22 protein-coding genes and 2 pseudogenes are annotated in these 25,434 nt (G+C 72.5%); 12 read left to right on the top strand and 12 right to left on the bottom strand.

Features of this window, described 5'->3' with window-relative positions; all coding sequences use genetic code 11:
* Positions 1-6 precede the first annotated feature (6 nt).
* The 6 genes from ACIRQF_RS06815 to pssA all read left to right on the top strand — a co-directional run bounded on the left by ACIRQF_RS06815 (position 7) and on the right by pssA (position 6,417).
* On the top strand, positions 7-2,034 hold the full coding sequence (locus ACIRQF_RS06815; RefSeq protein WP_382483235.1) for a protein meaA: 2,028 nt from the start codon (positions 7-9) through the stop codon (positions 2,032-2,034).
* On the top strand, positions 2,031-2,999 hold the full coding sequence (locus tag ACIRQF_RS06820) for a CoA ester lyase (protein WP_365345119.1): 969 nt from the start codon (positions 2,031-2,033) through the stop codon (positions 2,997-2,999). The genes ACIRQF_RS06815 and ACIRQF_RS06820 overlap by 4 nt, the downstream gene beginning before the upstream one ends.
* 5 nt (positions 3,000-3,004) lie before the next feature.
* Positions 3,005-3,517, top strand: a complete 513-nt coding sequence (locus tag ACIRQF_RS06825; protein ID WP_376633381.1) for a MaoC family dehydratase — start codon at positions 3,005-3,007, stop codon at positions 3,515-3,517.
* A 2-nt stretch (positions 3,518-3,519) separates the two neighbouring features.
* Positions 3,520-4,725 carry an acyl-CoA dehydrogenase family protein gene (locus ACIRQF_RS06830; protein WP_404089433.1) on the top strand — a complete coding sequence of 402 codons (1,206 nt, stop codon included), beginning with the start codon at positions 3,520-3,522 and terminating at the stop codon, positions 4,723-4,725.
* Positions 4,726-4,895: 170 nt separating this feature from the next.
* Entirely contained in the window at positions 4,896-5,552 is a 657-nt protein-coding gene (locus ACIRQF_RS06835) for a phosphatidylserine decarboxylase (protein WP_376633383.1), read from the top strand.
* Entirely contained in the window at positions 5,545-6,417 is an 873-nt protein-coding gene (gene pssA / locus ACIRQF_RS06840) for a CDP-diacylglycerol--serine O-phosphatidyltransferase (RefSeq protein WP_376633737.1), read from the top strand. The genes ACIRQF_RS06835 and pssA overlap by 8 nt, the downstream gene beginning before the upstream one ends.
* 57 nt (positions 6,418-6,474) lie before the next feature.
* On the opposite strand, the gene ACIRQF_RS06845 is transcribed toward pssA, so the two are convergent.
* The 3 genes and pseudogenes from ACIRQF_RS06845 to ACIRQF_RS06855 form a co-directional block, all read right to left on the bottom strand.
* Complete coding sequence (locus ACIRQF_RS06845; RefSeq protein WP_404089563.1) at positions 6,475-6,978, bottom strand: GNAT family N-acetyltransferase; 504 nt, start codon at positions 6,976-6,978, stop codon at positions 6,475-6,477.
* A 405-nt stretch (positions 6,979-7,383) separates the two neighbouring features.
* Positions 7,384-7,809 (bottom strand): annotated as a pseudogene (locus tag ACIRQF_RS06850) (GNAT family N-acetyltransferase); the annotation flags it as partial.
* A gap of 48 nt (positions 7,810-7,857) precedes the next feature.
* Entirely contained in the window at positions 7,858-9,009 is a 1,152-nt protein-coding gene (locus tag ACIRQF_RS06855; protein WP_404089435.1) for a glycerate kinase, read from the bottom strand.
* Positions 9,010-9,121: 112 nt separating this feature from the next.
* Here ACIRQF_RS06855 and ACIRQF_RS06860 point away from each other — a divergent pair.
* Both ACIRQF_RS06860 and ACIRQF_RS06865 read left to right on the top strand, forming a co-directional pair.
* Positions 9,122-10,799: pseudogene (locus ACIRQF_RS06860) on the top strand (BCCT family transporter).
* A 92-nt stretch (positions 10,800-10,891) separates the two neighbouring features.
* On the top strand, positions 10,892-11,965 hold the full coding sequence (locus ACIRQF_RS06865; protein ID WP_404089437.1) for an ADP-ribosylglycohydrolase family protein: 1,074 nt from the start codon (positions 10,892-10,894) through the stop codon (positions 11,963-11,965).
* A gap of 54 nt (positions 11,966-12,019) precedes the next feature.
* Here the strand turns inward: ACIRQF_RS06865 and ACIRQF_RS06870 are convergent, their stop codons facing one another.
* Positions 12,020-12,223, bottom strand: coding sequence for a DUF2191 domain-containing protein (locus tag ACIRQF_RS06870; RefSeq protein WP_389756974.1), 204 nt, complete (start codon positions 12,221-12,223; stop codon positions 12,020-12,022).
* 64 nt (positions 12,224-12,287) lie between these two features.
* Here ACIRQF_RS06870 and ACIRQF_RS06875 point away from each other — a divergent pair, with 64 nt between their 5' ends.
* Complete coding sequence (locus tag ACIRQF_RS06875) at positions 12,288-13,004, top strand: SIR2 family NAD-dependent protein deacylase (RefSeq protein WP_404089439.1); 717 nt, start codon at positions 12,288-12,290, stop codon at positions 13,002-13,004.
* 34 nt (positions 13,005-13,038) lie between these two features.
* Here ACIRQF_RS06875 and ACIRQF_RS06880 read toward each other — a convergent pair whose 3' ends face one another.
* The 3 genes from ACIRQF_RS06880 to ACIRQF_RS06890 form a co-directional block, all read right to left on the bottom strand.
* On the bottom strand, positions 13,039-13,536 hold the full coding sequence (locus ACIRQF_RS06880; protein ID WP_376633392.1) for a methylated-DNA--[protein]-cysteine S-methyltransferase: 498 nt from the start codon (positions 13,534-13,536) through the stop codon (positions 13,039-13,041).
* 11 nt (positions 13,537-13,547) lie between these two features.
* On the bottom strand, positions 13,548-15,023 hold the full coding sequence (locus tag ACIRQF_RS06885; RefSeq protein ID WP_404089441.1) for an AlkA N-terminal domain-containing protein: 1,476 nt from the start codon (positions 15,021-15,023) through the stop codon (positions 13,548-13,550).
* A 286-nt stretch (positions 15,024-15,309) separates the two neighbouring features.
* Complete coding sequence (locus ACIRQF_RS06890; RefSeq protein ID WP_404089443.1) at positions 15,310-16,395, bottom strand: response regulator transcription factor; 1,086 nt, start codon at positions 16,393-16,395, stop codon at positions 15,310-15,312.
* A gap of 142 nt (positions 16,396-16,537) precedes the next feature.
* On the opposite strand from ACIRQF_RS06890, the gene ACIRQF_RS06895 reads away from it, so the two are divergent.
* Positions 16,538-17,242 (top strand): IclR family transcriptional regulator, encoded by a 705-nt coding sequence (locus tag ACIRQF_RS06895; RefSeq protein ID WP_404089445.1) that lies wholly within the window; start codon positions 16,538-16,540, stop codon positions 17,240-17,242.
* A gap of 179 nt (positions 17,243-17,421) precedes the next feature.
* Here the strand turns inward: ACIRQF_RS06895 and ACIRQF_RS06900 are convergent, their stop codons facing one another.
* The 3 genes from ACIRQF_RS06900 to ACIRQF_RS06910 all read right to left on the bottom strand — a co-directional run bounded on the left by ACIRQF_RS06900 (position 17,422) and on the right by ACIRQF_RS06910 (position 20,346).
* A complete protein-coding gene (locus tag ACIRQF_RS06900) occupies positions 17,422-17,949 on the bottom strand; it encodes an O-acetyl-ADP-ribose deacetylase (protein ID WP_382483225.1) in 528 nt (175 codons plus the stop codon).
* Positions 17,950-18,001: 52 nt separating this feature from the next.
* On the bottom strand, positions 18,002-19,426 hold the full coding sequence (locus tag ACIRQF_RS06905; RefSeq protein ID WP_389756994.1) for a phytoene desaturase family protein: 1,425 nt from the start codon (positions 19,424-19,426) through the stop codon (positions 18,002-18,004).
* A 62-nt stretch (positions 19,427-19,488) separates the two neighbouring features.
* Complete coding sequence (locus tag ACIRQF_RS06910) at positions 19,489-20,346, bottom strand: inositol monophosphatase family protein (protein WP_404089448.1); 858 nt, start codon at positions 20,344-20,346, stop codon at positions 19,489-19,491.
* Positions 20,347-20,473: 127 nt separating this feature from the next.
* On the opposite strand from ACIRQF_RS06910, the gene ACIRQF_RS06915 reads away from it, so the two are divergent.
* Both ACIRQF_RS06915 and ACIRQF_RS06920 read left to right on the top strand, forming a co-directional pair.
* Entirely contained in the window at positions 20,474-21,529 is a 1,056-nt protein-coding gene (locus tag ACIRQF_RS06915; RefSeq protein ID WP_404089450.1) for a biotin/lipoate A/B protein ligase family protein, read from the top strand.
* A gap of 228 nt (positions 21,530-21,757) precedes the next feature.
* Positions 21,758-22,642 carry a hypothetical protein gene (locus ACIRQF_RS06920; protein WP_404089452.1) on the top strand — a complete coding sequence of 295 codons (885 nt, stop codon included), beginning with the start codon at positions 21,758-21,760 and terminating at the stop codon, positions 22,640-22,642.
* A 10-nt stretch (positions 22,643-22,652) separates the two neighbouring features.
* On the opposite strand, the gene ACIRQF_RS06925 is transcribed toward ACIRQF_RS06920, so the two are convergent.
* Both ACIRQF_RS06925 and ACIRQF_RS06930 read right to left on the bottom strand, forming a co-directional pair.
* Positions 22,653-23,249 (bottom strand): class I SAM-dependent methyltransferase, encoded by a 597-nt coding sequence (locus ACIRQF_RS06925; protein ID WP_376633408.1) that lies wholly within the window; start codon positions 23,247-23,249, stop codon positions 22,653-22,655.
* A gap of 175 nt (positions 23,250-23,424) precedes the next feature.
* Entirely contained in the window at positions 23,425-24,957 is a 1,533-nt protein-coding gene (locus tag ACIRQF_RS06930; RefSeq protein WP_404089454.1) for an NCS1 family nucleobase:cation symporter-1, read from the bottom strand.
* Positions 24,958-25,434: the final 477 nt, after the last annotated feature.

The following is a 25,434-nucleotide window of genomic DNA, read 5'->3' on the forward strand; positions in this document are numbered from 1 at the left end:
CCACAGATGACAGAGCGTCAGAAGGACCGGCCGTGGCTCATGCGGACGTACGCCGGTCACTCGACCGCCGAGGCGTCGAACGAGCTCTACCGGCGGAACCTCGCCAAGGGCCAGACCGGCCTCTCGGTCGCGTTCGACCTGCCCACGCAGACCGGCTACGACCCCGACCACATCCTCGCCCGCGGCGAGGTCGGCCGGGTCGGGGTCCCCGTCTCGCACCTCGGTGACATGCGGCGGCTGTTCCAGGACATCCCCCTGGAGCAGATGAACACCTCCATGACCATCAACGCCACCGCCATGTGGCTCCTGGCGCTCTACCAGGTGGTCGCCGAGGAGCAGGGCGCGGACATCACCAAGCTCCAGGGCACCACCCAGAACGACATCGTGAAGGAGTACCTGTCGCGCGGGACGCACGTCTTCCCGCCCGGCCCCTCGCTCCGCCTCACGACGGACATGATCGCGTACACGGTCAACCACATCCCGAAGTGGAACCCGATCAACATCTGCAGCTACCACCTGCAGGAGGCGGGGGCCACTCCGGTCCAGGAGATCGCGTACGCGATGTCCACCGCGATCGCGGTCCTCGACGCCGTCCGCGACTCGGGCCAGGTCCCCGAGGAGCGGTTCGGCGAGGTCGTCGCCCGGATCTCGTTCTTCGTGAACGCCGGCGTCCGCTTCGTCGAGGAGATGTGCAAGATGCGCGCCTTCGGCCGCATCTGGGACACCATCACCCGCGAGCGCTACGGCATCGAGGACGCCAAGCAGCGCCGTTTCCGGTACGGCGTGCAGGTCAACTCGCTCGGTCTGACCGAGGCCCAGCCGGAGAACAACGTCCAGCGGATCGTCCTGGAGATGCTGGCCGTGACGCTGTCCAAGGACGCCCGCGCGCGTGCCGTCCAGCTGCCGGCCTGGAACGAGGCGCTCGGCCTGCCGCGCCCCTGGGACCAGCAGTGGTCGCTGCGCATCCAGCAGGTCCTCGCGCACGAGTCGGACCTCCTGGAGTACGAGGACATCTTCGCCGGCTCGCACGTCATCGAGGCCAAGGTGGAGGCGCTGGTCGCCGAGTGCCTGGCCGAGATCGAGCGGATCCAGGAGATGGGCGGCGCGATGGCGGCCGTCGAGTCCGGCTACCTGAAGGCCCAGCTGGTCTCCTCGCACGCCGAGCGGCGCGCCCGGATCGAGTCCGGCGAGGAGAAGATCGTCGGCGTCAACATCTTCGAGACGACCGAGCCGAACCCGCTCACCGCGGACCTGGACACCGCTATCCAGACGGTCGACCCGGCCGTCGAGGCCCGGGTGGTGTCGGCCCTGGGCACCTGGCGCGAGACCCGCTACCAGCCGCCCTTCAACCACCCCCGGCCCTGCAAGGCCCTGGAGCGGCTGAAGGAGGCCGCCAAGGGCACCGGCAACCTCATGGAGGCCACCCTGGAGTGCGCCCGCGCGGGCGTCACGACGGGCGAGTGGTCCGGGGCGCTGCGCGAGGTCTTCGGCGAGTTCCGCGCTCCGACCGGGGTCTCCTCCGCCCCCGTGGCCGTCCCGGCCGAGGCGGGCTCCCCGCTCGCCGAGGTGCGCCGCAAGGTGGACCGCACGGCCCAGGACATGGGTGTCGGCAAGCTGCGCTTCCTGGTCGGCAAGCCGGGCCTCGACGGGCACTCCAACGGCGCCGAGCAGATCGCCGTACGGGCCCGCGACGCCGGCTTCGAGGTGGTCTACCAGGGCATCCGGCTGACGCCGGAGCAGATCGTGGACGCGGCCCTGGAGGAGGACGTGCACGCCGTCGGCCTGTCGATCCTCTCCGGCTCGCACGCCCAGCTCGTGCCGGACGTCCTCGACCGTCTGAAGGTGGCCGGCGCGGCCGACATCCCGGTGGTCGTCGGCGGGATCATCCCGAACGCCGACGCCGAGGAGCTCAAGGCCGCTGGCGTGGCGGCCGTCTTCACCCCGAAGGACTTCGGTATCACCGGGATCATCGGCCGTATCGTCGACGAGATCCGGAAAGCGAACAAGCTCGACCCCCTGGAGGTTCCCGCATGACCAGCACGCCCGTGAACCGGCTGCGCCCCCGCCGCTCCTGCCTCGCGGTGCCCGGCTCGAACCCGCGCTTCCTGGAGAAGGCCCAGGGCCTGGCCGCCGACCAGGTCTTCCTGGACCTGGAGGACGCCTGCGCGCCGCTGGCCAAGCCGGAGGCCCGGCACACCATCGTGAAGTTCCTGAACGAGGGCGACTGGACCGGCAAGACCCGGGTGGTCCGCGTCAACGACTGGACGACCCACTGGACGTACCGTGACGTCGTCACCGTCGTCGAGGGCGCCGGCCAGAACCTCGACTGCATCATGCTGCCGAAGGTGCAGAACGCCGAGCAGATCGTCGCGCTCGACCTGCTGCTGACCCAGATCGAGAAGACCATGGGCTTCGAGGTCGGCAAGATCGGCATCGAGGCGCAGATCGAGAACGCCCAGGGCCTCACCAACGTGAACGCGATCGCCCAGGCCTCGCAGCGCGTGGAGACCATCATCTTCGGCCCGGCCGACTTCATGGCCTCCATCAACATGAAGTCCCTGGTCGTCGGCGAGCAGCCGCCCGGCTACCCGGCGGACGCCTACCACCACATCCTGATGAGCATCCTGATGGCCGCCCGCGCCAACAACCTCCAGGCGATCGACGGCCCCTACCTGCAGATCCGCAACCAGGAGGGCTACAGGGCGGTCGCGCAGCGCGCCGCGGCCCTCGGCTTCGACGGCAAGTGGGTGCTGCACCCGGACCAGGTCGCCGCCGCGAACGAGATCTTCTCGCCCTCGCAGGAGGACTTCGACCACGCCGAGCTGATCCTCGACGCGTACGACTACTACACCTCCGAGGCCGGCGGGAAGAAGGGCTCCGCGATGCTCGGCGACGAGATGATCGACGAGGCCTCCCGCAAGATGGCCCTGGTCATCTCCGGCAAGGGCCGTGCCGCCGGCATGCAGCGCACCACCAAGTTCGAGATCCCGGAGGCCTGAGTTCCATGCAGTTCGGCCGCACCTACGAAGAGTTCGAGATCGGCGCCGTCTACAAGCACTGGCCCGGGAAGACGGTCACCGAGTACGACGACCACCTCTTCTGTCTGCTGACGATGAACCACCACCCGCTGCACATGGATGTGAATTACGCCGAGAACACGACGGACTTCAAGAGGAACGTCGTCGTCGGCAACTACATCTACTCGCTGCTGCTCGGCATGTCCGTGCCGGACGTCTCCGGCAAGGCCATCGCCAACCTGGAGATCGAGTCGCTGCGGCACGTGGCGCCGACCTTCCACGGCGACACCATCTACGGCGAGACCACCGTCCTCGACAAGACGCCGTCGAAGTCCAAGAGCGACCGCGGCATCGTCTACGTCGAGACCAAGGGCTACAAGCAGGACGGCACCCTGGTGTGCGTCTTCCGCCGCAAGGTGATGGTCCCGACCGCCGAGTACATCGAAGCGCGCGGCGGCGAGCAGCCCGGCCGCCCGGAGCTGAAGGAACAGGGGAAGTAGTCATGGCGCGACTCGCCCAGACCCACGGTCTGACCGACGTCCAGCAGGAGATCCTCGCCACGGTCCGGGACTTCGTCGACAAGGAGATCATCCCGGTCGCGACGGAGCTGGAGCACCGGGACGAGTACCCGCAGCAGATCGTGGACGGGCTCAAGGAGCTTGGCGTCTTCGGTCTGATGATCCCCGAGGAGTACGGGGGCCTGGGTGAGTCGCTGCTCACCTACGCGCTGTGCGTGGAGGAGATCGCGCGCGGCTGGATGTCGGTCTCCGGCATCATCAACACCCACTTCATCGTGGCGTACATGCTGAAGCAGCACGGCACGCAGGAGCAGAAGGACTACTTCCTTCCGCGGATGGCGGCCGGCGAGACGCGCGGCGCGTTCTCGATGTCGGAGCCGGCTCTCGGCTCGGACGTGTCGGCCATCACGTCGAAGGCGGTCAAGGACGGCGACGAGTACGTCCTGAACGGCCAGAAGATGTGGCTGACCAACGGCGGCACGTCGACGCTGGTCGCGGTGCTCGTCCGAAGTGACGAAGGACACCCCGAGGGCACGGCCCCCCACAAGTCGATGACGACCTTCCTCGTCGAGAAGGAGCCCGGCTTCGGCGAGGTCCGCCCCGGCCTCACCATTCCCGGCAAGATCGACAAGATGGGCTACAAGGGTGTCGACACCACCGAGCTCATCATGGACGGACTGCGCATTCCGGCCAATCGGGTCCTGGGCGGGGTCACCGGCCGAGGGTTTTACCAAATGATGGACGGCGTCGAGGTCGGCCGCGTGAACGTGGCGGCCCGTGGTTGCGGTGTCGCGCAGCGTGCTTTCGAACTGGGTGTCCAGTATGCCCAGCAGCGTCACACTTTCGGAAAGCCGATCGCCCAGCACCAGGCGATTCAGTTCAAGCTGGCCGAGATGGCTACCAAGGTCGAGGCCGCGCATGCGATGATGGTGAACGCAGCACGCAAAAAGGACTCTGGGGAACGAAACGACCTCGAAGCGGGGATGGCGAAGTACCTCGCGTCCGAATACTGCAAGGAGGTCGTCGAGGATGCCTTCCGCATCCACGGTGGGTACGGCTTCTCCAAGGAGTACGAGATCGAGCGTCTCTACCGTGAGGCTCCGATGCTGCTCATCGGCGAAGGTACCGCCGAGATCCAGAAAATGATCATTGGTCGTCGGCTGCTCGAGGAGTACCGATTCCAGGGTTGATTGTCGCGTTTGGGTCGGTTCGGCCGCGAAGAAGATCACACCCTGTGTTCGTCTTCCGGCCGTCGACTCGGCTTCTGCCTTGCCCAGTTGCGGCTCGCAACCGATAGCATCGGCCGGAAAGCCGCCGTCCCCCGTTGCCAGTGCGGCATCATCCGCTACGAAGGTCATCCATGCCCCACAGCCAAACCTCTGCACACCGCGACAGCCTCAAGGGCGCACGCATCGCACGCGGAGCATCGCCGTGGCTTCTGCCGACCGTCGCCACCGCGGCGCTCAGCCTCGCGCGCTCCCGTAAGTCGAAGCGCGCCGCGGCCGTCGCCGTGCCGGTCACCGCTCTCGCGGCCGGCATGCTGTGGTTCTTCCGCGACCCCGAGCGCGAGATCGCGCAGGGGCGGGTCATCTCGCCCGCCGACGGCGTGGTGCAGAGCATCATGCCGTGGAAGGACGGACGCACCCGCGTCGCCATCTTCATGAGCCCCCTGAACGTCCACGTCAACCGCGCGCCGCTGGCCGGCACGGTGACGTCCGTGGAGCACGTCCCCGGTGGCTTCGTGCCGGCGTTCAACAAGGAGAGCGAGAACAACGAGCGCGTTGTCTGGCACTTCGACACCGAGCTCGGCGACATCGAGATGGTCCAGATCGCGGGTGCCGTCGCCCGGCGGATCGTGCCGTACATCCCCCAGGGGACGAAGGTCGAGCAGGGTGACCGGATCGGCCTGATCCGCTTCGGTTCGCGGGTCGACATCTACCTCCCGGAGGGTGTCGAGGTCGCCGTCGAGGTGGGCCAGCCCACGACCGCGGGGGTGACTCGCATTGACCGTGATTGATCCCGACACCCGTGCGGCCGACTGGGTCGCCGAGGCCGAGGCGGACGCCGACGAGGCCGAGGAGATGCCGCTGTCGCTGAGGCTGTCCATAGCGGACGCCCTCACGCTCGGTAACGCCACGTGCGGTTTCATGGCGGTGTACTTCACCACCACGGGCATCCTCATCCCGCACCTCACCGGCAGCAGCGAGACCGGCATGGCGCGCAACAGCGCCGCCACCGCCGTGATCCTCATGCTGGCCGCGGCGATCTTCGACCTCTTCGACGGCATCGTGGCGCGCAAGCTCCGCAGCTCGCCGATGGGTGCCGAGCTCGACAACCTGTCGGACCTGATCAGCTTCGGTCTCGCCCCCGCCTACTTCGTACTCGTGTACGGAATGGTCGCGGACGACGCGCAGCAGAAGGTCTCGGCCGTGGCCGCGATCGTGGTGCTGCTCGCGGTGGTGCTGAGACTCGCGCGGTTCTCCTGCGTGACGATGAAGGACGGCATGTTCCAGGGCATGCCGAGCCCCTTCGGCGCGCTGACCGTCGTGTCGATCATCCTGCTGGAGCTGCCGTTCATCCCGACGCTCCTCGCGATCATCGGTGTCGCCTGGCTGATGGTGAGCCGGGTCGAGTACCCGAAGCCCCGCGGTGTCCTCGCGGTGGCGATGCTCAGCTGGATCGTCGGCGCCATGGCGATGCTGGCGGCGTGGGCGTTCGACGCACCGGGCGGGGCGTTCCTGCTCCAGACCGGCTGCGCGCTCCAGGTGGTGCTGGGCGCCGTGATCCCCCTCTTCGCGACGGCCCGGCGAGTGAACACCTTCCGCGACAACCGGCGTGAGAGCCGGGAGGCGCGGCAGGCGGAGGCAGCACAGCTGCCGTAGTCAGACGGATGGAAGGGCCCCGGACGCGGATCGCGTCCGGGGCCCTTTCGCGTGCCGTCAGCGGCCCGGGCGCTTGTAGTACAGCGTGGTGGGCCGCAGGGTGCCCCACGGGTCGGCGGCGAAGTCCGGGATCACCCCCGCGGCGGTCCAGCCCGCCGCGCGGTAGAGGCGTTCGGCGGGACTGTCGGTCTCCGTGTCCAGGACCAGCAGGCCGAGGCCGACGGCCGCGGCGTGGGCCTCGGCCGTCGCCAGCAGGCGGGCGCCGAGGCCGCGCCCACGGGCCTCGCGGTGGACCACCAGCCTGGCGATCTCGCCGCGGTGGCGTCCGTTCGCCTTCGTGTCGCGGACGAGCGTGACCGCCCCGACGATCTCACCCCCGGAGCCGTACGCCGCCCAGACCTCCCGGTCCCCCGCGGCCCGGGTCCACCACTCGGCGGCCTCCGCCGGGTCCAGAGGCGCCAGGAAGCCGACGGAGGCACCGCCGTCGACCGCGTCCACGAGGAGGCCGGCAAGACCGCCGGAGGCTTGCTCACGGACCTCCTGGGGCGTCAGGTGCCGGATCTCCTCCGTGCGGGCCTCCTGCGTCCGGAGGCCACCCGTCCGGATCTCCTGCGTCTGGAGGCCACCTGTCCGGATCTCATCCGCGCGGAGCCCGTCCCCGCGGGGCCCGTCCGCGCGGGGCCCGTCCGCGCGGAGCCCGTCCGCGCGGAGCCCGTCCGCGCGGAGCCCGTCCGCGCGGAGCCCGTCCGCGCGGAGCCCGTCCGCGCCAATCTCCTCCGCGCCGATCCCGTACGGGCAGATCTCCTCCGCGCCGATCCCGTCCGGGTGGATCTCCTCTGCGCGAATCCCGACCGGGCGGATCCCGTCCGCGCGGATCCCGCCGACGCCGGTCCCCTCCCGGCGCGTCTCCCCCGTACGGATCTCCCCCGCGCTCAGCCGCTTCTCCAGGGAGAGCAGGCCGGCCCTTCCGTCCCGGGGCGGGCAGGGCACGAAGCCGAGCCGCCGGTAGAGCATCACGGCCCGCTTCCGCCACTCCCACACCGTGAGGTGCACGGAGAGCAGCCCCGCCTGATCCGCCCGGCGCAGGGCCTCGTGCACCAGGGCGGCGGCGGTCCCGCGTCCCCGGTCCCCGGGCGTCACCCACAGGCGCTTGAGCTCGCCGCCCGCGGTGAGCACGACGCAGCCCACCGGCGCCTCCGGCCCGAGGGCCAGCAGCACCGTGTCGGCGGCGAAGGCGGCGGCCGGGTCCCGCGTCTCGGCCCGGTAACGGGCGGGCAGCGCGTCGGGGGCGGCGACGGGCCGGCCCTTCTCGGCCTCGGTGGCGAGGTGGTAGGCGGTGAGGAGTCCGGCGAGGCCCGGGTGCGTGCGGGACGCTTCGATGCGTACGTTCATGCGCCCGAGCCTCACACCGTCGCGTTACGGCGGTGTGTCCACGTCCGCCTACGCCAGGAAGTCCCGTGCGATGTTCGCCGCGACCTGCTCCAGGAGCGGGCCCGCGTTCGCCATGGACTTCGCCGGCTCGGGCTCCAGCTCGGTGAGCGGGTAGGCGCGGCGGATCCCGGCAGCGCCGAGGGCCTCGGGGGCGAGGGCGAGCCGGCCGCAGACCGCGACGACCTCCTTGCCGGCCGCGCGGGCCGCCGCGGCGACGCCCGCCGGGGCCTTGCCGTGCAGGGTCTGCTCGTCGAGGGAGCCCTCGCCGGTGATGACGAGGGTGGCGCGCTCCAGGGCCGGGGCGAAGCCCAGGACCTCCAGCATGAGCTCGATGCCGGGCCGGAAGCTCGCGCCGATCAGCAGGGCGCCGTAGCCGATGCCGCCCGCGCCGCCCGCGCCGGGCGAGGCGGCGAGCTCGGCGGCCCGGGAGCCGATCGCCTTCTCCAGGACCCGCGCGTAGTGCGCGAGGGCCGAGTCGAGGGTCTCGACGTCCTCGGGGCTCGCGCCCTTCTGCGGGCCGTACACCGCCGCGCAGCCCTTGGGACCGGTCAGCGGGTTGTCCACGTCGCTGGCGAGGACGAGGTCGACATCGAAGAAGCGGGGGTCGACACCCGAGAGGTCGGCGGAGGCGAGCCCCGCGAGGGCCGCGCCGCCGGGACCGACGGGCTCACCGTCGGCGTCGAGGAAACGGGCACCGAGCGCGGCGAGCATGCCGGCACCGCCGTCGGTGGTGGCGCTGCCGCCGACGCCGAAGACGATCGAGGTGGCGCCCGCGTCGAGAGCCGCGCGCAGCAGCTCGCCGGAGCCGTACGTCGTGGCCGTGAGGGCGGCGAAGACCCCGGCCGGCAGGAGCTGGAGGCCGGAGGCCTCCGCCATCTCCACCACCGCGGTGGTCCCGCGCAGCGCGAACGCCGCCTTGACGGGCTCGCCTAGCGGGCCGGTCACCGTGACCTCGCGCCGCTCGAACCCGGCCGCGACGGCCGCGGCCACCGTGCCGTCGCCGCCGTCGGCGACGGGAAGGGTCTCCACGTCGAGCTCCGGGACGACCCGTCGCAGACCTGCTGTGACCCGCTCCGCGACCTGTACGGCCGTGAGCGAGCCCTTGAACTTGTCGGCCGCGACGAGCACGCGTGCGACCTCAGTTACTGCTCCGTCCGTCACCTTGCATCCCTTGCTTTCGAACAGGCAGTCGCGCCAGGGCCGACCCTATCCGTACGGCCAGACGGCGTGCCACCCCCTGATAAGGCGATATTCCGCTCCATAGTGGGGCGACATGAGCACGGAACCGATCGATCAAATCCCCGGACAAAGCCCCCGCCCCGACGCAAAGGTCATCGGGATCGGAATGGCGGCGGTGGTCGCGGTGGTGGGGTGGGCGGCCCTCGGGAAGGACTCGTTCGACGACGCCACCTCGTCGGCGCTCGGCTGGGTGCTGTCCACTTTCGCCTGGCTCTTCGTGACCGCCGCGGATGTGTTCCTCGTGCTCTGCGTGGTGATCGCGGCGAGCCGCTTCGGGCGCATCCGTCTGGGTTCCGACGACTCGGAACCCGAGTTCACGAACCTGGCGTGGATCGCGATGATGTTCAGCGCCGGAATGGGCATCGGCCTGATGTTCTACGGGGTGGGGGAACCCCTCCAGCACTACCTGGCCCCGCCGCCGGCGACCGGGGTCCCGCCGCAGTCCGGCGCCGCGGCCCGGACCGCCATGGAGTACTCGTTCTTCCACTGGACCCTCACCCCGTGGGCGATCTACGGGATCGCCGGTCTCGCCCTGGCCTACGCGGGATTCCGCAAGGGGCGCGGCAACACCCTCAGCGCCGCCTTCGTGCCACTGATGGGCGAGCGCCGGGCACGGTCCTGGCCGGGCAAGGCGGTCGACCTGCTCGCGGTGTTCGCCACGGTCTTCGGCACGGCGACCAGTCTGGGCCTGGGCGCCCTGCAGGTGGCGGAGGGCCTGAACATCACCCTCGGCGTCAAGGACTCCACGACCACCGAGCTGATCATCATCGTGTCGCTGTCGGCGGCCTTCGTGCTGTCGGCGTTCTCCGGCCTGAACAAGGGCGTGAAGTGGCTGTCGACGCTGAACATCGTGCTCGCCGCGGCCCTGATGCTGTTCGTGTTCCTGCTCGGCCCGACCGTGTACGTCCTCGACACGATCCCGGCCTCGGTCGGCGGCTATCTGCACCAACTGCTGCCGATGGCGAGCCGTACGGGCGCGTTCACGGACCGGACGTGGCTGGGCACCTGGACGATCTTCTACTGGGCGTGGTGGCTGTCCTGGGCGCCGTTCGTCGGCACCTTCATCGCCCGGATCTCGCACGGCCGGACCGTCCGCGAGTTCCTGATCGGGGTGCTGCTCGTCCCTTCCGGCGCGACGGTGATCTGGTTCTGCGTCATGGGCGGCACCGCGATCCGGCTCGACTCGACGGGCGCGGCCGACCTGGCGGGCGCGGTCAAGGGCGGACCCGAGGCCTCGCTGTTCGCGATGCTGGACGCGCTGCCCATCGGCACCGTGACCTCGTACCTGGCGATGCTCCTCGTGATGACGTACTTCGTGACCAGCGCGGACTCGGCCTCGCTGGTGATGGGCTCGCTGACCAGCCGGGGCGCTCTCCACCCGCGGACCTGGTTGGTGGTGGCCTGGGGCGTGCTCATGGCGGCGGTCGCGGCCGTGCTGCTGGTCGCGGGCGGTCTCACATCGCTCCAGACGGGCACGATCCTGGTCGCGCTGCCCTTCGTGCTGGTGATGCTGGCGCTGTGCTGGGCACTGCTCAAGGAGCTGCGGACCGACCCGGGGGCCGGGCCGGCGCGGCACCACGCGCCGCACGGGGTGGGCGACGTCGTACGGACGATGGTCGGCGACGCGCCCGCCGGGCCGGGCCCCTCGTCACCACCGGCTGCGGCGGGCGGCGAGGTCGCGGACCGTCGGTGAGGACGAGCAGGAGCGGTAGCGGACGCCTCCGTTCGCCCGCGGAAGCGATCCGGCGGAGCCGGGCGGGTGCGTCGCCGCGCGGCAGGGCACCGCATTGGGTAGACCGGTGGCATGGGCCTGCTCAAGCACAGTGAACTCGCCGACCGGATCCTGGGCGGCTGGACGGGGCGGATCGCCGGGAACATGCTCGGCAAACCCGTCGAGCGCGGGGAGCACTGGACGCCCGAGCGGATCGACGCCTATCTGGAGCTGACCGGTGCCCTGCCGCTGACGGACTATCTGCCCCCGCCGCCCGCGGCCGGCGCGGACGGCTTCGAGCTGCGGCCGGAGTGGCCGCAGTGCGTGCGCGGCCGGATCCACGGGAGCTGCCGGGACGACGACATCGACTACTCGATCCTCGGGCTGCACCTGCTGGAGACCCGCGGCTTCGCGTTCACCACCGAACAGGTCGGGGACCAGTGGCTGCTGCGCCTCCCCTACCTCCAGACCTTCACGGCCGAGCGGGTCGCGTACCGCAATCTGGCGAACGGTCTGAAGCCCCCGCTGACCGCCACCTACGACAACCCGTACCAGGAGTGGATCGGTGCCCTGATCAGGGCGGACGTCTACGGCTGGACGTCGCCGGGAGACCCGCGCCGGGCCGCCTCGCTGGCCCGGCGGGACGCGGCGCTGTCGCACACGGGGAACGGGGTGTACGGGGCGATGTGGGCGGCGGCGCTGGTGGCGGCGGCGTTCACCGCCCCCGACGCGCGATCGGCGCTGTCGACGGCGCTGGACCGGATCCCGGCGAGCAGCCGGCTCGCCCGGACCGTACGGCACACGATGGCGCTGCACGAGGCCGGCGTGGAGTGGTCGGAGACCCTGGCCGAGCTGGCGAAGGAGACCAGTGCGCTCGGCTGGATCCACACCGTGCCGAACGCGGCGGTGCTGACCGCCGGACTCCTGTACGGGGAGGGGGACTTCACCCGCACCCTCGCGCTCACGGTGCGGGGCGGCCTGGACACGGACTCCAACGGGGCGACGGCCGGTTCGGTAGCCGGGGTGCTGTGCGGTGCCGCGGCGATCCCGGCCCAGTGGTCGGAGCCGCTGGAGGACCGGGTCCGCAGCGCGGTGGCCGGCTTCGACGGGGTGCGGATCAGCGAACTGGCGGACCGGACCGTGCGGTTGGCGGAGCTGGCGGGCTGACGGGCCGTCAGCGGTACGCGCAGCGCCGGGATCCGGTGGCGCTGCGGCTTCGGGTCAGCCCTGCTCGGGCTCCGGGGGGACCAGGCCGCCGGTGCGCAGGGGTTCGTCGCGGGCGGCGGTGCGGGCCTCGGTGCGGTGTCCGCGGGCGATGTAGTCGCGCACGACGGCCTCGACGGCGTCCTGGGGGCTGCCGATGCCTGCGAGGACCATGACTTCGACGACGAGTTCGGCGTCGAGGGAGACGTTGACCTTGGCCATGGGGGGAAGCTAGCACCGGTTAATCGGCTCGCGGGAGGGCTTCCGGCCCGCCTACGCTCGCCGTATGACCATGGTGGCGATCTTCAGCGGTGCCGGCATCTCCACGGACTCGGGCATACCCGACTACCGCGGGCCCGACGGGATGTGGACGCGTGACCCGGAGGCCGAGCGGCTCGTCACCTACGGGCCGTACATGGCCGACCCGGAGATCCGCCGCCGCTCGTGGCGGATGCGGCTGGACGGGCCGGTGCTGCACGCCCGGCCGAACGCGGCGCACCACGCCGTCGCCGCGTTCGAGAAGAGCGGCCACGCGCTGCGGGTGATCACGCAGAACGTGGACGGGCTGCACCAGGCGGCCGGGGTGCCGGAGCGCAAGGTGCTCGAACTGCACGGCTCCGCGCGGGCGGTGGTGTGCACGGCCTGTCACGCCCGGTCCTCGGCGGCCGAGGCCCTGGAACGGGTGGCGGCCGGCGAGGCCGATCCGCCCTGTCTGCAGTGCGGCGGGATCCTGAAGACGGCCACGGTGATGTTCGGGCAGAACCTGGACCCGCAGGTGCTGGGGCAGGCCATGTCGATCGCGAAGGCCACCGAGGTGTTCATCGCGGTCGGGACGAGCCTGCAGGTGCAGCCCGCCGCCTCCCTCGCGGGCATCGCGGCGGAGCACGGGGCCCGGCTGATCATCGTCAACGCCGAGCCCACCCCGTACGACCCGATCGCCGACGAGATCGTCCGCGAGCCGATCGGCACGGCGCTGCCCGCGCTGCTCGAACGCCTCCGCTGACCCGTGACCCCGGGCCGGTCCGAAGGCCCGGCCTTCAGAAGAGGGCGTCGGGGGTGGCGCCCGACTCGAAGGCGAGCAGACGCTTCTTGCGGTCCAGGCCGCCGCCGTAGCCGGTGAGGCTGCCGCCGGAGCCGATCACCCGGTGGCAGGGGACGATGATCGTGACCGGGTTCTTGCCGTTGGCGAGACCGACCGCGCGGGAGGCCCCGGGGCTGCCCAGGGCCTCGGCGAGTTCGCCGTAGGTGCGGGTCTCGCCGTACGGGATGAGCCGCAGCTGCTCCCAGACGCGCAGCTGGAACTCGGTGCCGACGAGGTGCAACGGCAGGTCGAACTCGGTGAGTTCGCCCGCGAAGTACGCGTCGAGCTGGCGCACGGCCTCCGTGAAGGGGCGCGGGTCGGGCGTGCCGAAGGTCTCCTCCGGCGGACGGTGCCGCTGGTCGGTCATGTACATCCTGCTGAGGACACCGTCGACGGCGACCAGGGTCAGCAGGTCGTACGGGCTGTCCACGACCGTGTGCTGCACGGTGGGCATGAGCGGGTTCCTTACGCGGGGAGGTGGTTGATCGGGTGGGAGTCGGTGGCCCACAGGTACTGGACGGCGTAGGCACGCCAGGGGCGCCAGTGCGCGGCGCGGGCGGTGAGCGCGGCGGGGGTCGCGGGCAGGCCGAGGCCCTGGGCGGCGCGGCGGACGCCGAGGTCGCCGGGGAGGAAGGCGTCGGGGTCGCCGAGCGCCCGCATGGCGATCACCTCGGTGGTCCAGGGGCCGAAGCCGGGCAGGGCGAGCAGCCGCGCCCGGGCCTCGGTCCAGTCGCTCTCGGGACCGAGGGCGAGGCCGCCGTCGGCGAGCGCGGTCACGAGGGTGAGCAGGGTGGTGCGCCGGCTGCGGGGCAGGGCGAGGCTCTCCGGGTCGAGTCCGGCGAGCGCGTCGGGGGTCGGGAAGAGATGGGTGAGGCCGCCCTCCGGATCCTCGACGGGGACGCCGTGTGCGGTGACCAGCCGGGCCGCGTGGGTGCGGGCGGCGGCGGTGGACACCTGCTGGCCGAGCACCGCGCGTACGGCGAACTCGGCGGCGTCCACGGTGCGCGGCACCCGCCGCCCGGGCGCCGCGTCGACGAGCGGCGCGAGCAGCGGATCGGTGCGCAGCTGGTCGTCGACGGCGACGGGATCGGCGTCCAGGTCGAGCAGTCGGCGGCAGCGGCTGATGGCGTGGGTGAGGTCGCGCGGGTCGGTCAGCGAGATCCGGCACAGCACGTGGTCGGGACGCGGGGCGAGGGCGACGATGCCGTGCCCGTACGGGAGGCTCAGCGTGCGCCGGTAGGCGCCGTCCCGCCACTCCTCCACGCCGGGGACGGCGGTGGCGGCGAGATGGCCGAAGAGGTTGGAGGGGTTGAGGGGGGCGCGGAACGGCAGCCGCACGGTGATCGTCCCGGGCGCCGCGGGGGCGGCGGTGCGCGAGCCGTTGACACGGGCCCGCAGTTCGCCCGGAGCGAGGGCGAAGACCTCGCGGACGGTGTCGTTGAAGGTGCGGATCGAGGCGAAGCCGGACGCGAAGGCGATCTCGGCCATGGGCAGCGGGGTGGTCTCGATGAGCACCCGCGCGGTCTGGGCCCGCTGGGCCCGGGCGAGCGCCAGCGGTCCGGCACCCAGTTCGGCGAGGAGCTGGCGCTCGATCTGCCGCGTGGAGTAGCCGAGCCGAACGGCCAGGCCCGGGACGCCCTCGCGGTCGACGACGCCATCCTGGATGAGCCGGACGGCCCGGGCGACGGCGTCGGCCCGCGCGTTCCACTGGGGGGCGCCGGGGCTGGTGTCGGGCCGGCAGCGTTTGCAGGCCCGGAAACCGGCCCGCTGGCAGGACGCGGCCGTGGGGTGGAACTCCATGTTCTCGGGCTTGGGCGGCCGGGCCGGGCAGCTCGGCCGGCAGTAGATCCGGGTGGTGCGTACGGCGGTGAAGAACACGCCGTCGAAGCGGGCGTCCTTCGACTGGACGGCCCGCACGCAGCGCTCGGTGTCGGTGTGCATGTCTCCAGGATCGCCGCTCGGAAGGGGCCGGGCTGGCGAGAAAACGACATCAACGTGGGGTGGGGCCGGCCTCGCGGGGGGGGGCGGCTCCGGGGTGACGCCTCCGGGGCGGCGGGCCCCGATCTTGCCGGTGCCCCGCCCGGTGCCCCGGCCCCCATCTTGCGGGTGGGGGCGGCTTCAGGGCACGGCCCCCATCTTGCCGGTGGGGGCGGCTTCAGGGGCCCGGCCCCCACCTTGCGGGTGGGGCGGGCTTCGGGCCCCGGCCCCCATCTTGCACGCGGCGGCTTCACGCCCCCGCCCCCGCCTCCTGCTGCGCCAGGGCCGGCAGGTAGTGGGGGAAGAAGATCTGGCCCACCAGCTCGCGGCGCGAGCGCACTCCGGTCTTGGCGAAGACCGACTTGAGGTGGTCCTGCACGGTGAACGGGGACAGGGTGAGCCGGCCGGCGATCTCCGCCGTCGGCGCCCCGCTGACCACCTCGGTCAGGACCTGGCACTCGCGGGGTGTGAGCGCGTAGGCCTCCATCAGGGCGGCGATGCGGTCCGGCGGTGACGCGGGGCCCATGGAGAGGGCGACCTGGGGCCGCTCCCCCGTCTCCAGGCGCCAGCCCTCGATGGCGGCCCAGCCACCCGAGCGGGTCGGCACGCACACCCGGCTGCCGCCCGAGCCGCTGTTCAGCGCCGCCGCGGCGACCCCGTACGCGGCGGGAGGGAGTCCCGTGCCGCAGTCGGGGGTCTCGGCGAGCTCCGCACACCAGGCGGCCGCCGTCCCGGACCGGGTGACGATCTCGTACTCCGCGGTGAGCACCACGAGCGACCGGGTCTCGATGCCGGGCGTCGCGGGCCGTTCGGTCAGGGTGTCCCGCAGCACGCGGCCCAGCGGGGCGGACAACCGGGCGGCGAACTCCGTCTCGGCGGCCGAGAACGGCGGGCGGTCGGCGGACCGGGTGAGCACCAGCGCGCCCCACACCCGGCCGGCGTCGCGCAACAGCAGCCGCATCTCGTCGGCCATGCCGAGCGGGCGGTAGATGTCCTGGTAGCGGAGGCTGCGCTCCAGCTCGCCGCCGAGGGCTGCGGAGAGCGTGCCGACGGGCTGCGCCTGGCGGGCGAGGCCCGGCATCGAGAGGGCGTCGCCCTCGCGGTACTCGATGTCCAGCATGCGGGGCAGCCACGCGGCGCTGACACCGTGGCGGTAGCAGCCGCCGACGTTGAGGAGGGTCACGGGGTCGAGCAGCACCCCGGCCCACAGTTCGAAGGGCACTGCCTGGGCGATCGTCGTGGCCGCGGCCTCCAGGACCGCGACGGAACCCCGCGCCTGCCGGGCGGCCCGGACGGTGCGGCCGTGAATACTCTGCCAGTTGGTGGTGCGGACCATGTGAACATGCTCTCCCCACCCGCTGAATGTCTGATAAACGCGCAGGTCGCCCGCGTCCACCGGCAGCCCCGTGCGCAGGGGCACCGCAGCCCCCAGATTCCTGGGATACCACCGCGGCCGGTGGATGCGCAGACTTCGCTCCATGTCGCACAGAACAACGGACTCCACGGAGGAAGGGCCGGCCGCCGGCAGAGGAGTGGTCGAGGGAGCGTTCGCGCTCCTCGACGCCCTGCGGCGACGCGGCGGGGAGGCGGGCCTGAGCGAGCTCGCCTCGGCGTGCGGGGTGCCGAAGGGCACCGCACACCGGCTGCTCGACCAGCTCGGCCCGGTCGGCGCCGTCGAACGGCGCGGCCGGAGGTATGTGTTGGGGCCGCAGCTGTTCCGGCTCGGGCAGTCGTGGCAGCCGTATCCGGGCCTGACCGCGGCGGCCCGGCCGGCCCTGCACCGGCTGCGGGCGACGACGGGGGCCAGTGTGGTGCTCACGGTGCTGCGCGATGATCACGCGCTGACCGTCGCCTCGGTGCCGGGGCGCGCGGAGCCGCTCCTGCCGGTACGCGACGGCATGGCGTTCCCGGCGGCCTCGGCGCCCGGGCGGCCTCTCGTGGGCCGGGACCCGGGGCCCTTCGTGGACCGGGACGAGCCGGCGGCCGGCCTGGTCTGCGTGGCGCTGCCGGTACGGGGGCCGGACCGCCGGGTGGTGGCCGCGCTCGCCGCGATGACGCCCGCCGAGGGGAGCGCCGCGCCGCTCGTCGGCGCGGCGGCCTCGGCGGCGGCGTCCGTCGCGGCCGGTCTCGCGCGCGCGATCGCAGGCGAACGGGCCCCGGCCGCGGGGGTGTTCGCGAACTAGGGTGGCCGTCGGCGGTCCGGTCGCGGGTCGCCTGCGCCCGGTCGCGGGCCCGTGGGCCGGTCTCGGTCGCCGGGACCGCCCCAGGGCTCGCCGTGGTCCGGCCGTCGGGGGGCGGTCGGGCCAGGTCCTGTCGTCAAACTCCCGGCGTCGCGGGGCAGACGGGAGTTCGACGTCAGGGCCTAGGCGGGGCGGAGCTGTTCGGCGAAGGTGTCGTACGCCTGCTCGTCGAAGAGGACGAAGCGGACCTCCGTCACCGAGGCGGGGCGGGCCGCGCGGACCGTCTCGACGGCGATTCGGGCGCCGTCGTCCATCGGCCAGCCGTAGACGCCTGTGGAGACGGCCGGGAACGCCACGGTACGGGCCCCCAGTTCGTCGGCCACCCGCAGGGACTCCCGGTAGCAGGAGGCGAGGAGCGCCGAGCGGTCCTCCTCGCGGCTGTGGACCGGGCCGACGGTGTGGACGACCCAGCGCGCGGCGAGGTTCCCGGCGGTGGTGGCGACGGCCCGGCCGGTCGGCAGGCCACGGCCGTAGTGGCCGGCGCGCAGCTCGCGGCAGGCGGCGAGGATCGCGGGCCCGCCCTTGCGGTGGATGGCGCCGTCGACTCCGCCGCCGCCGAGGAGCGAGGAGTTGGCGGCGTTGACGATGACGTCGGTGTCCTGTTCGGTGATGTCGCCGCGGACCAGGACGATCTCGGGTCGGGTACTCATGTCTCCATCCTCCCGCCGTCGACCGCGTCGGACATCCGGGTTCCCCGCGGGCTCAGGCCGCGGCGGGGGTGCGCAGCCGGCGCCAGACGGCCTTCGCGGCGTTGTGCCCGGACATGCCGTGCACGCCGGGGCCCGGCGGAGTGGCGGAGGAGCACAGGAAGACCGCGGGATGCGCCGTCCGGTACGGGAAGAGGGAGAGCTTGGGACGGAGGATCAGCTGGAGCCCGCGGGCGGCGCCGCAGGCGATGTCACCGCCGACGTAGTTGGCGTTGCGGGCGGCGAGTTCGGGCGGGCCCGCGGTGGCGCGGGCGAGGATCAGGTCACGGAATCCGGGTGCGAAGCGCTCGATCTGGCGCTCCATGGCATCGGTGAGGTCCCCGCGCCAGCCGTTGGGGACGTGGCCGTACGCCCAGAAGACGTGCTTGCCCTCGGGGGCTCGGCCGGGATCGACCAGGCTGGGCTGGGCCGTGATGAGGAACGGCTGGTCGGGGGCGGTGCCGGACGAGGCCTGGCGCAGGGCGGTGCCGATGTCGCCCGCGGTGGGACCGATCTGCACGGTGCCGGCCCGGCGGGCGGCCTCCGCGGTCCACGGCACGGGGCCGGACAGGGCGTAGTCGATCTTGAAGACGCCGGCGCCGTAGCGGTACGAGTCGTAGGCGGAGCCGAGGCCGGCGATCCGGGCGAGGGCCGTGGGCGAGGTGTCGAAGACGTAGGCGCGGGCGGGCGGCAGGTCGTCCAGGCGCTTGACCTCGAAGTCCGTGTGGACGGCGCCGCCGAGTTCCTTCAGATACCCGGCGAGGGCGTCGGAGATCGACTGGGAGCCGCCCCGGGGCATCGGCCAGCCGGCCGCGTGCGCGGCGAGCGCGAAGACCAGGCCGACGGCGCTGGTGGCGAAGCCGTCGAGCGGGGCGATGACGTGGGCGACGAGCCCGGCGAAGAGGGCGCGTGCCTTTTCGTCGCGGAAGCGGCGCATCAGCCAGGTGGACGGCGGGAGCCCGGCCAGACCGAAGCGGGCCAGGGTGACCGGGTCCCGGGGCAGCGCGGTGAGCGGCAGCTGCATGAAGTCCCGGACCAGGTTCTCCCAGTGGGGCAGGAACGGCGTGACCAGGCGCCGGTAGGCGCCCGCGTCCTGGGGCCCGAAGGAGGCCGCGGTCTCCGCGACCGACCGGGACAGCACGGCCGCGGTGCCGTCGGCCCAGGGGTGGGCCATGGGCAGCCGCGGGTGCAGCCACTCCAGGCCGTGGCGCTCCAGCGGCATGGTGCGGAACACGGGCGAGTTGACACCCAGGGGGTGCACGGCCGAGCAGGGGTCGTGCAGGAAGCCCGGCAGGGTGAGCTCCTCGGTGCGGGCGCCGCCGCCGATCGTCGGCTTCGCCTCGAACACCGCCACGGAGAAGCCCCGCCGGGCGAGCTCCACTGCGGCGGTCAGTCCGTTGGGTCCCGCCCCCACGACGACGGCATCGAGCATCGACGGCACCTCGGACTCCTTCGTCAGCCGGCGGCCAAGGATCCCAGCATATTCCCGGCCCCGTAAGGCACTTACCCCGCCCCGAGCAGGGACCGGACCCGCGCCGCGGTGGCCGCGTCGCGGGCCGCGGTGAACGGCAGGGCGTTGCCCCCGGTGATGCGGAAGGGCTCGCCGGTGAGGGTCAGGTCCGCGCCGCCGGCCTCCGCGACGAGGAGGAGGCCTGCCGCGTGGTCCCAGGCGTACTCCCAGGAGAAGGCGACGGCGTCGAGCTCGCCCCGGGCGATCGCCAGGTACTCGAGGCCGGCCGAGCCGCAGGGGCGGGGCGCGACGCCCTCGGTGCGCAGTCCGAGCAGGGCGCGCTTCTGGTCCGGGGTGGTGTAGTCGGGGTGGGAGGTGGCGACCTCCAGAACCGCTCCGGGGGCGGGCGCGCCCGACCGTATCGGCGTCCCGTTCAGCGTGGCGCCGAGGCCGCGCACCGCGACGGCGAGCTCGTCGAGGGCGGGGGCGTAGGTCCAGGAGGCGAGCAGTTCGCCGCCGCGGGCGAGGGCGACGAGGGTGCAGAAGCCGGAGTCGCCGTGGACGAACTGGCGGGTGCCGTCCACCGGGTCGACGATCCACACCGGTGCGTCGCCCTTCAGGGCCTCGTACACGGTGGGATCGGCGTGCACGGCCTCCTCGCCGACCACCACGGAGCCGGGCAGCAGGGCGGTGAGGGAGGCGGTGAGGTGGGCCTCGGCGGCCCGGTCGGCGACGGTGACCAGGTCGTGCGGCCCGTTCTTCTCGACGATGTCGTCGGCGTCGAGCTGCCGGAAGCGCGGCATGATCTCGGCGGCGGCGGCCTTGCGGACCGCCTCCTCCACCTCGGTGGTGCCGCCGGCGAGGACGTGGGCGAGGAAGTCTGTTTCTCCGGTCGTTCGTCGTTCCGTCATGCGTCCATCCCACCACACGCGTCTGACATCCAGGGGTCCCCGCGGCGACCTGTGGACAACCGGTGGGCGACCCACGGGCCGCGAGTACGCTTTGATCGAGTTCACCCCTTACCTCCAGGGAGGTTCCGTGCACGGCGAGTACAAGGTCCCCGGCGGCAAGCTGGTCGTCGTCGACCTCGACGTGGAGGAGGGCGTGCTGCGCCGGGTCCGCGTCGCGGGCGACTTCTTCCTCGAACCGGACGAGGCGATCCTGGCGATCGACCGGGCCCTGGAGGGCGCCCCGGCCGACACCGGCGCGGCGGGCCTGGCCGCCCGCATCGACCAGGCGCTGCCGCCGGGCACCGAGATGTACGGCCTGACCACGGAGGGCATCGGGGTCGCGGTCCGCCGTGCGCTGGCGCACGCGACCGACTGGACCGACTACGACTGGCAGCTGGTCCACGAGCCGCCGCAGGCACCCGCCCTGCACATGGCGCTCGACGAGGTCCTGACGGCCGAGGTGGCGGCCGGCCGGCGCCCGCCGACGCTGCGGGTGTGGGAGTGGGGCGCCCCGGCCGTGGTCATCGGCAGTTTCCAGTCGCTGCGCAACGAGGTGGACCGGGAGGCGGCCGAGCGGCACGGAATCGAGGTGGTCCGCCGGATCAGCGGCGGCGGCGCCATGTTCATCGAGCCGGGCAACACGATCACGTACTCGTTGTCCGTCCCCGACGCCCTGGTCCAGGGTCTCTCCTTCACCGACAGCTACGCCTATCTCGACGACTGGGTGCTCGGCGCGCTCGGCGACATGGGCATCAAGGCCTGGTACCGGCCGCTCAACGACATCGCGACGGACGCCGGGAAGATCGCGGGCGCCGCGCAGAAGCGGGTGGTCAGGGGCGAGGGCGCCGTGCTGCACCACGTGACGATGGCGTACGACATCGACGCCGACAAGATGACGGACGTGCTGCGGATCGGGCGCGAGAAGCTGTCCGACAAGGGCACGAAGAGCGCCAGGAAGCGGGTGGACCCGCTGCGCCGCCAGACCGGTCTGCCCCGCGAGGCCGTCATCGACCGCATGATCGCGTCCTTCCGCGGCCGTTACGGCCTCACGGAGGGCCGGATCACGGAGGAGGAGCTGGCGCTGGCCAAGGAACTGGCGGAGACGAAGTTCGCGACACCGGAGTGGACGGCCCGGGTGCCCTGAGAGCGCTGGGACCGGGCCGGCGTTCCCGGCCGCCCCTCGCACCGCGGGCCGATCCCGCACCCCGACGGTCGCCGCCCGGTGCCCCGACGGTCGCCGCCCCGCACCCCGAAGGTCGCCCGTCCCGCACCCCAACGGTCGCCCGTCCCGCACCCCGACGGTCGCCGTCCGGTGCCCGGAGGGGTCCCGGGCGGCCGCGGAGGCCGTCGGCAGGACTCGTAGGCTGCCCGCATGCGGATCGATCACCCGGTGCTGCCGGGGCTGCGGATGCAGAGTGCGGACGGCGGGCGGCTCGTCCTGACGCAGGGCGAGCGGCCCGTTCTCTTCGCGCGCCAGCGGGCCACCCACCGTGGGGTGCACTACGCGCGAACCGGCGCGTACGTCTCGCCGATCGCTCCGCTGAAGGCCGCTACGGCGCGCGACTTCGCCGCGTTCGCCGTGCCCGGCTCCGAGGCCTGGCGGGAGCGCTGGGCCGCGTACGCGGAGGCGGAGCTGCGCGGGGCGGTCGGCGGGCCGCTGCACTCGGGCGACTGGAATCTGGGCCCGATGACGCCGCGCTGGTTCGTGGACCGCAACTGGCCCAAGCTGCTCGCGCACGACCCCGACCGGGGGCACCTCACGTGGTTCGGCTACGGCGACCCGGACGAGGACGCCCGCGACCTGCTGCCGCTGCGGGCCCTGTCCGGTCCCGGGGCTGCCCGGGTGAAGGCGTACCGCCGCCAGTACCGGGAGGGCGTGCTGCCGCCCGTCCTGCTGTGGTGGATCAGCGGGCTGCACTCCCCGGTGCTGCTCGACGGGCACGACCGGCTGGTCGCCGCGCTCGCCGAGGGCGGACGTCCGCCGGTCCTGCTGCTGTCCCGTGCGGTCGACGCCTCCTGGGTGGAGTGGTGCGCCGCCGGTCCGGTCGAGGAGTACGAGCGGCGGACCGCCGCGGCGGCCGGACCGCTCGCGTCCGTGCGCGTGGCAGCGGAGAGCCGCCGGCTGGCGGACACCCTGCGGGCGATCGAACGGACCCCGGAGATCACCCGGGCGTGGCCGGTCGCCGGGGGCGCGGCCGCGTGGGAGCGCGCCGCCGCGGCACACGTGCCCGGCTGGGGGCCGGACCCCCTGCCCTGATCCGTGCGGGTCAGGCGGCGGGGGTGCGGGCGACCAGGATGAACTCGTTGTACGGGAAGGCCTTGCCGACGGAGCGGGCGAACGGGAAGGAGTAGGTGCGCTCGACCGTCAGGCCGGTCTTCTCGGCGTGGGCGCGCAGGCCGTCGAAGTCGACGAAGCGCACGTGGGTGGCGTCCGTCTTGTAGCCGGCCTCCTGCGGGCAGATCAGGACGACCGAACCGCCGGGCTTCACCAGCGGCAGGTACTGCTCCAGGATCGTGTTGCCCAGGGACTCGTCCATGTGCTCCAGCACGTGCGCGCACAGCAGGCTGTCGAAGGAGCCCGGGCCGCAGTCCGGAGCCTCGGCGAGCTCGTCGGGCGTGTAGGCGTTGAGGCCGCGCTCACGACAGGTGGCGACGGAGGTCGCGTTGTGGTCGACGCCCACGCTGTCGGGGCCGCAGTTGAGCAGATTGCGGCCGATGCCGCAGCCGACGTCCAGCACGCGTCCCAGGCCCAGGCGCTTCAGATTCCACCGGTACGGCGCCTGGGTGGGCAGCAGTCGCTTGATCCCCGAGTTCTCCAGCCTCGCGAGCCGCTGGGTGTAGTCGGAGGATTCCGTGCCGGACATCGACGACCGCCTTCTGTTGCTCTGTGTGAACGGAAAACGACACCGTGGGGGGCGGGTTGCGAGCGGGTCATGCGTCGGCACATGACCGTGGGGTGGATCACACGCTACCCAGGTGGTCTGTCCGCCGAGGCTATGTCATGGAGACGGACGGGTAAAGATCAGAGTGTCGCGTGTGTCACTCCGCGCCCCCCTCCGGGCCGTGGGCGCGGCGCCGGGACATGAGCCCGGTGTAGAGGAGCAGCGAGGCGGCGAGGCCGACCGCCCAGCCGTAGTCGGCGAGGGGCTTGAGGAAGGGGATCAGGCCGTCCTCGGGGAACGGTCCCGTGCCGGGCGCCGAGTGGGAACCGCCGACCGCCAGGACCCCGCCGACACCGAAGGCGAGGACGGCGGCGGGGTTCCAGCCGCCGCGGTACCAGTAGGGGCCGTCGACGCGGTAGAGGCCGCCGAGGTCGAGCACGGTGCGGCGGACCAGCCAGTAGTCGGCGATGAGGATGCCGGCCACCGTGCCGAGCAGTCCGCCGACGAGACCGAGCCAGGTGAAGATGTACAGCTCGGGCGTGGAGGTGAGCTTCCACGGCATGATGAGGACGCCGACGACGCCGGTGATCAGCGCACCCTTGCGGAAGTCGACCAGCTTGGGAGCGAGGTTCGCCAGGTCGTACGCGGGCGAGACGACGTTCGCGGCGATGTTGACCGACAGGGTGGCGACGAGGACGGTCACCAGGGCGAAGAGCAGCCCGAAGACGTTGTCGGTCTTGGCGGCGAGCGCGACCGGATCCCAGACGGGCGCCCCGTAGACGGCCTGGGAGCCGGACGTGACCAGCACGGAGAGCAGCGCGAAGAGGGTCATGGTGGTCGGCAGGCCGAGGGTCTGCCCCCACACCTGGGCGCGCTGTCCGGCGCCGAAGCGGGTGAAGTCGGGGATGTTGAGGCTGAGGGTCGCCCAGAACGCGATCATGCCCATGAGGGCGGGAAAGAAGACGCGCCAGAAGTCCGGGCCCCAGCCGAGTTCGGACGGCTGGTCGAGGAGGGGGCCGAAGCCGCCCGCCTTGACCGCGATCCAGACCAGCAGGGCGAGGGCGCCGACGATGACGAAGGGGGCGGCCCAGTTCTCGAAGCGGCGGAGCGCCTCCATGCCCCGATGGATGATCGCGAGCTCCAGCGCCCAGAAGAGGACGAAGCAGAGCCAGAGCGTCCAGGGCTGACCCGCGATCTTCGCCGCCGACGCCCAGTCGCCGCCGACGGCCTTGTCGAGCAGGACGAAGACGCCCTGACCGCCGATCCAGGTCTGGATGCCGAACCAGGCGCAGGCGACCGCGGCCCGGACCAGGGCAGGCAGGTTGGCGCCGCGCAGGCCGAAGGAGGCGCGGGCGAGGACCGGGAAGGGGATGCCGTACTTGGGCCCGGCGTGCCCGGTGAGCAGCATCGGCAGCAGCACGACGACGTTGGCGAGGGCGATGGTGAGGACGGCCTGGAGCCAGTCCATGCCGAGGGCGACGAGTCCGGAGGCGAGCAGCCAGGAGGGGATGTTGTGGGCCATGCCGACCCAGAGGGCGGCGAAGTTGTAGGTGGTCCAGCGGCGTTCGGCCACGGGGACGGGCAGGAGGTCGTCGTTGACGAAGCGCGGATCGGCCCCGGCCGCGCCGGGTGCGAGCTCGACGCTGCCGGGGAGCTCGGTGCCGGGTCTGCCGGTGGGTGTGGTGGTCATGGGCGGCGTGCCTCCTTCTGTGACGGAGGAGTGCGGGGGGACGGTGCGGAAGAGCCGTTGCGGTGTGTGGGGCGGAAAGATCGTGCGGGTGCGGGGGGACGGAGAGGCCGTACGGGGTGCGGCGGGACGGAAAGGCCGTACGGGGTGCTGGGGGGCGGAAGGGCCGTACGGGGTGCGGCGGAGCGGAAGGGCCGTACGAGGTTGCGGCGGGGCGGAAGGGCCGTGCGGAAGAGCCGTGCGGGGTGGGGGGCGGTCCGTGACGCGCTTGGTGTTCGTGCGTCGGTATACCCGTCGGTGCTCGTCCACATTCCAGCCACCCTGACGTCGAACGAGCCACCGGTCTTGCGGCGGGGCCACCGGATTGACGGTGCCTCACCTGCGTCGCCCGGCCGGCCGGACCGTTGGACCGGACCTGGCCCCGCCCCTCCGGGCGGGGGTCCGCCTCACGAACGCCGAGGGAAGGCCGCCCTGGGAGTA

It is taken from the genome of Streptomyces sp. NPDC101191, assembly GCF_044767915.1.
Lineage (GTDB): Bacteria > Actinomycetota > Actinomycetes > Streptomycetales > Streptomycetaceae > Streptomyces.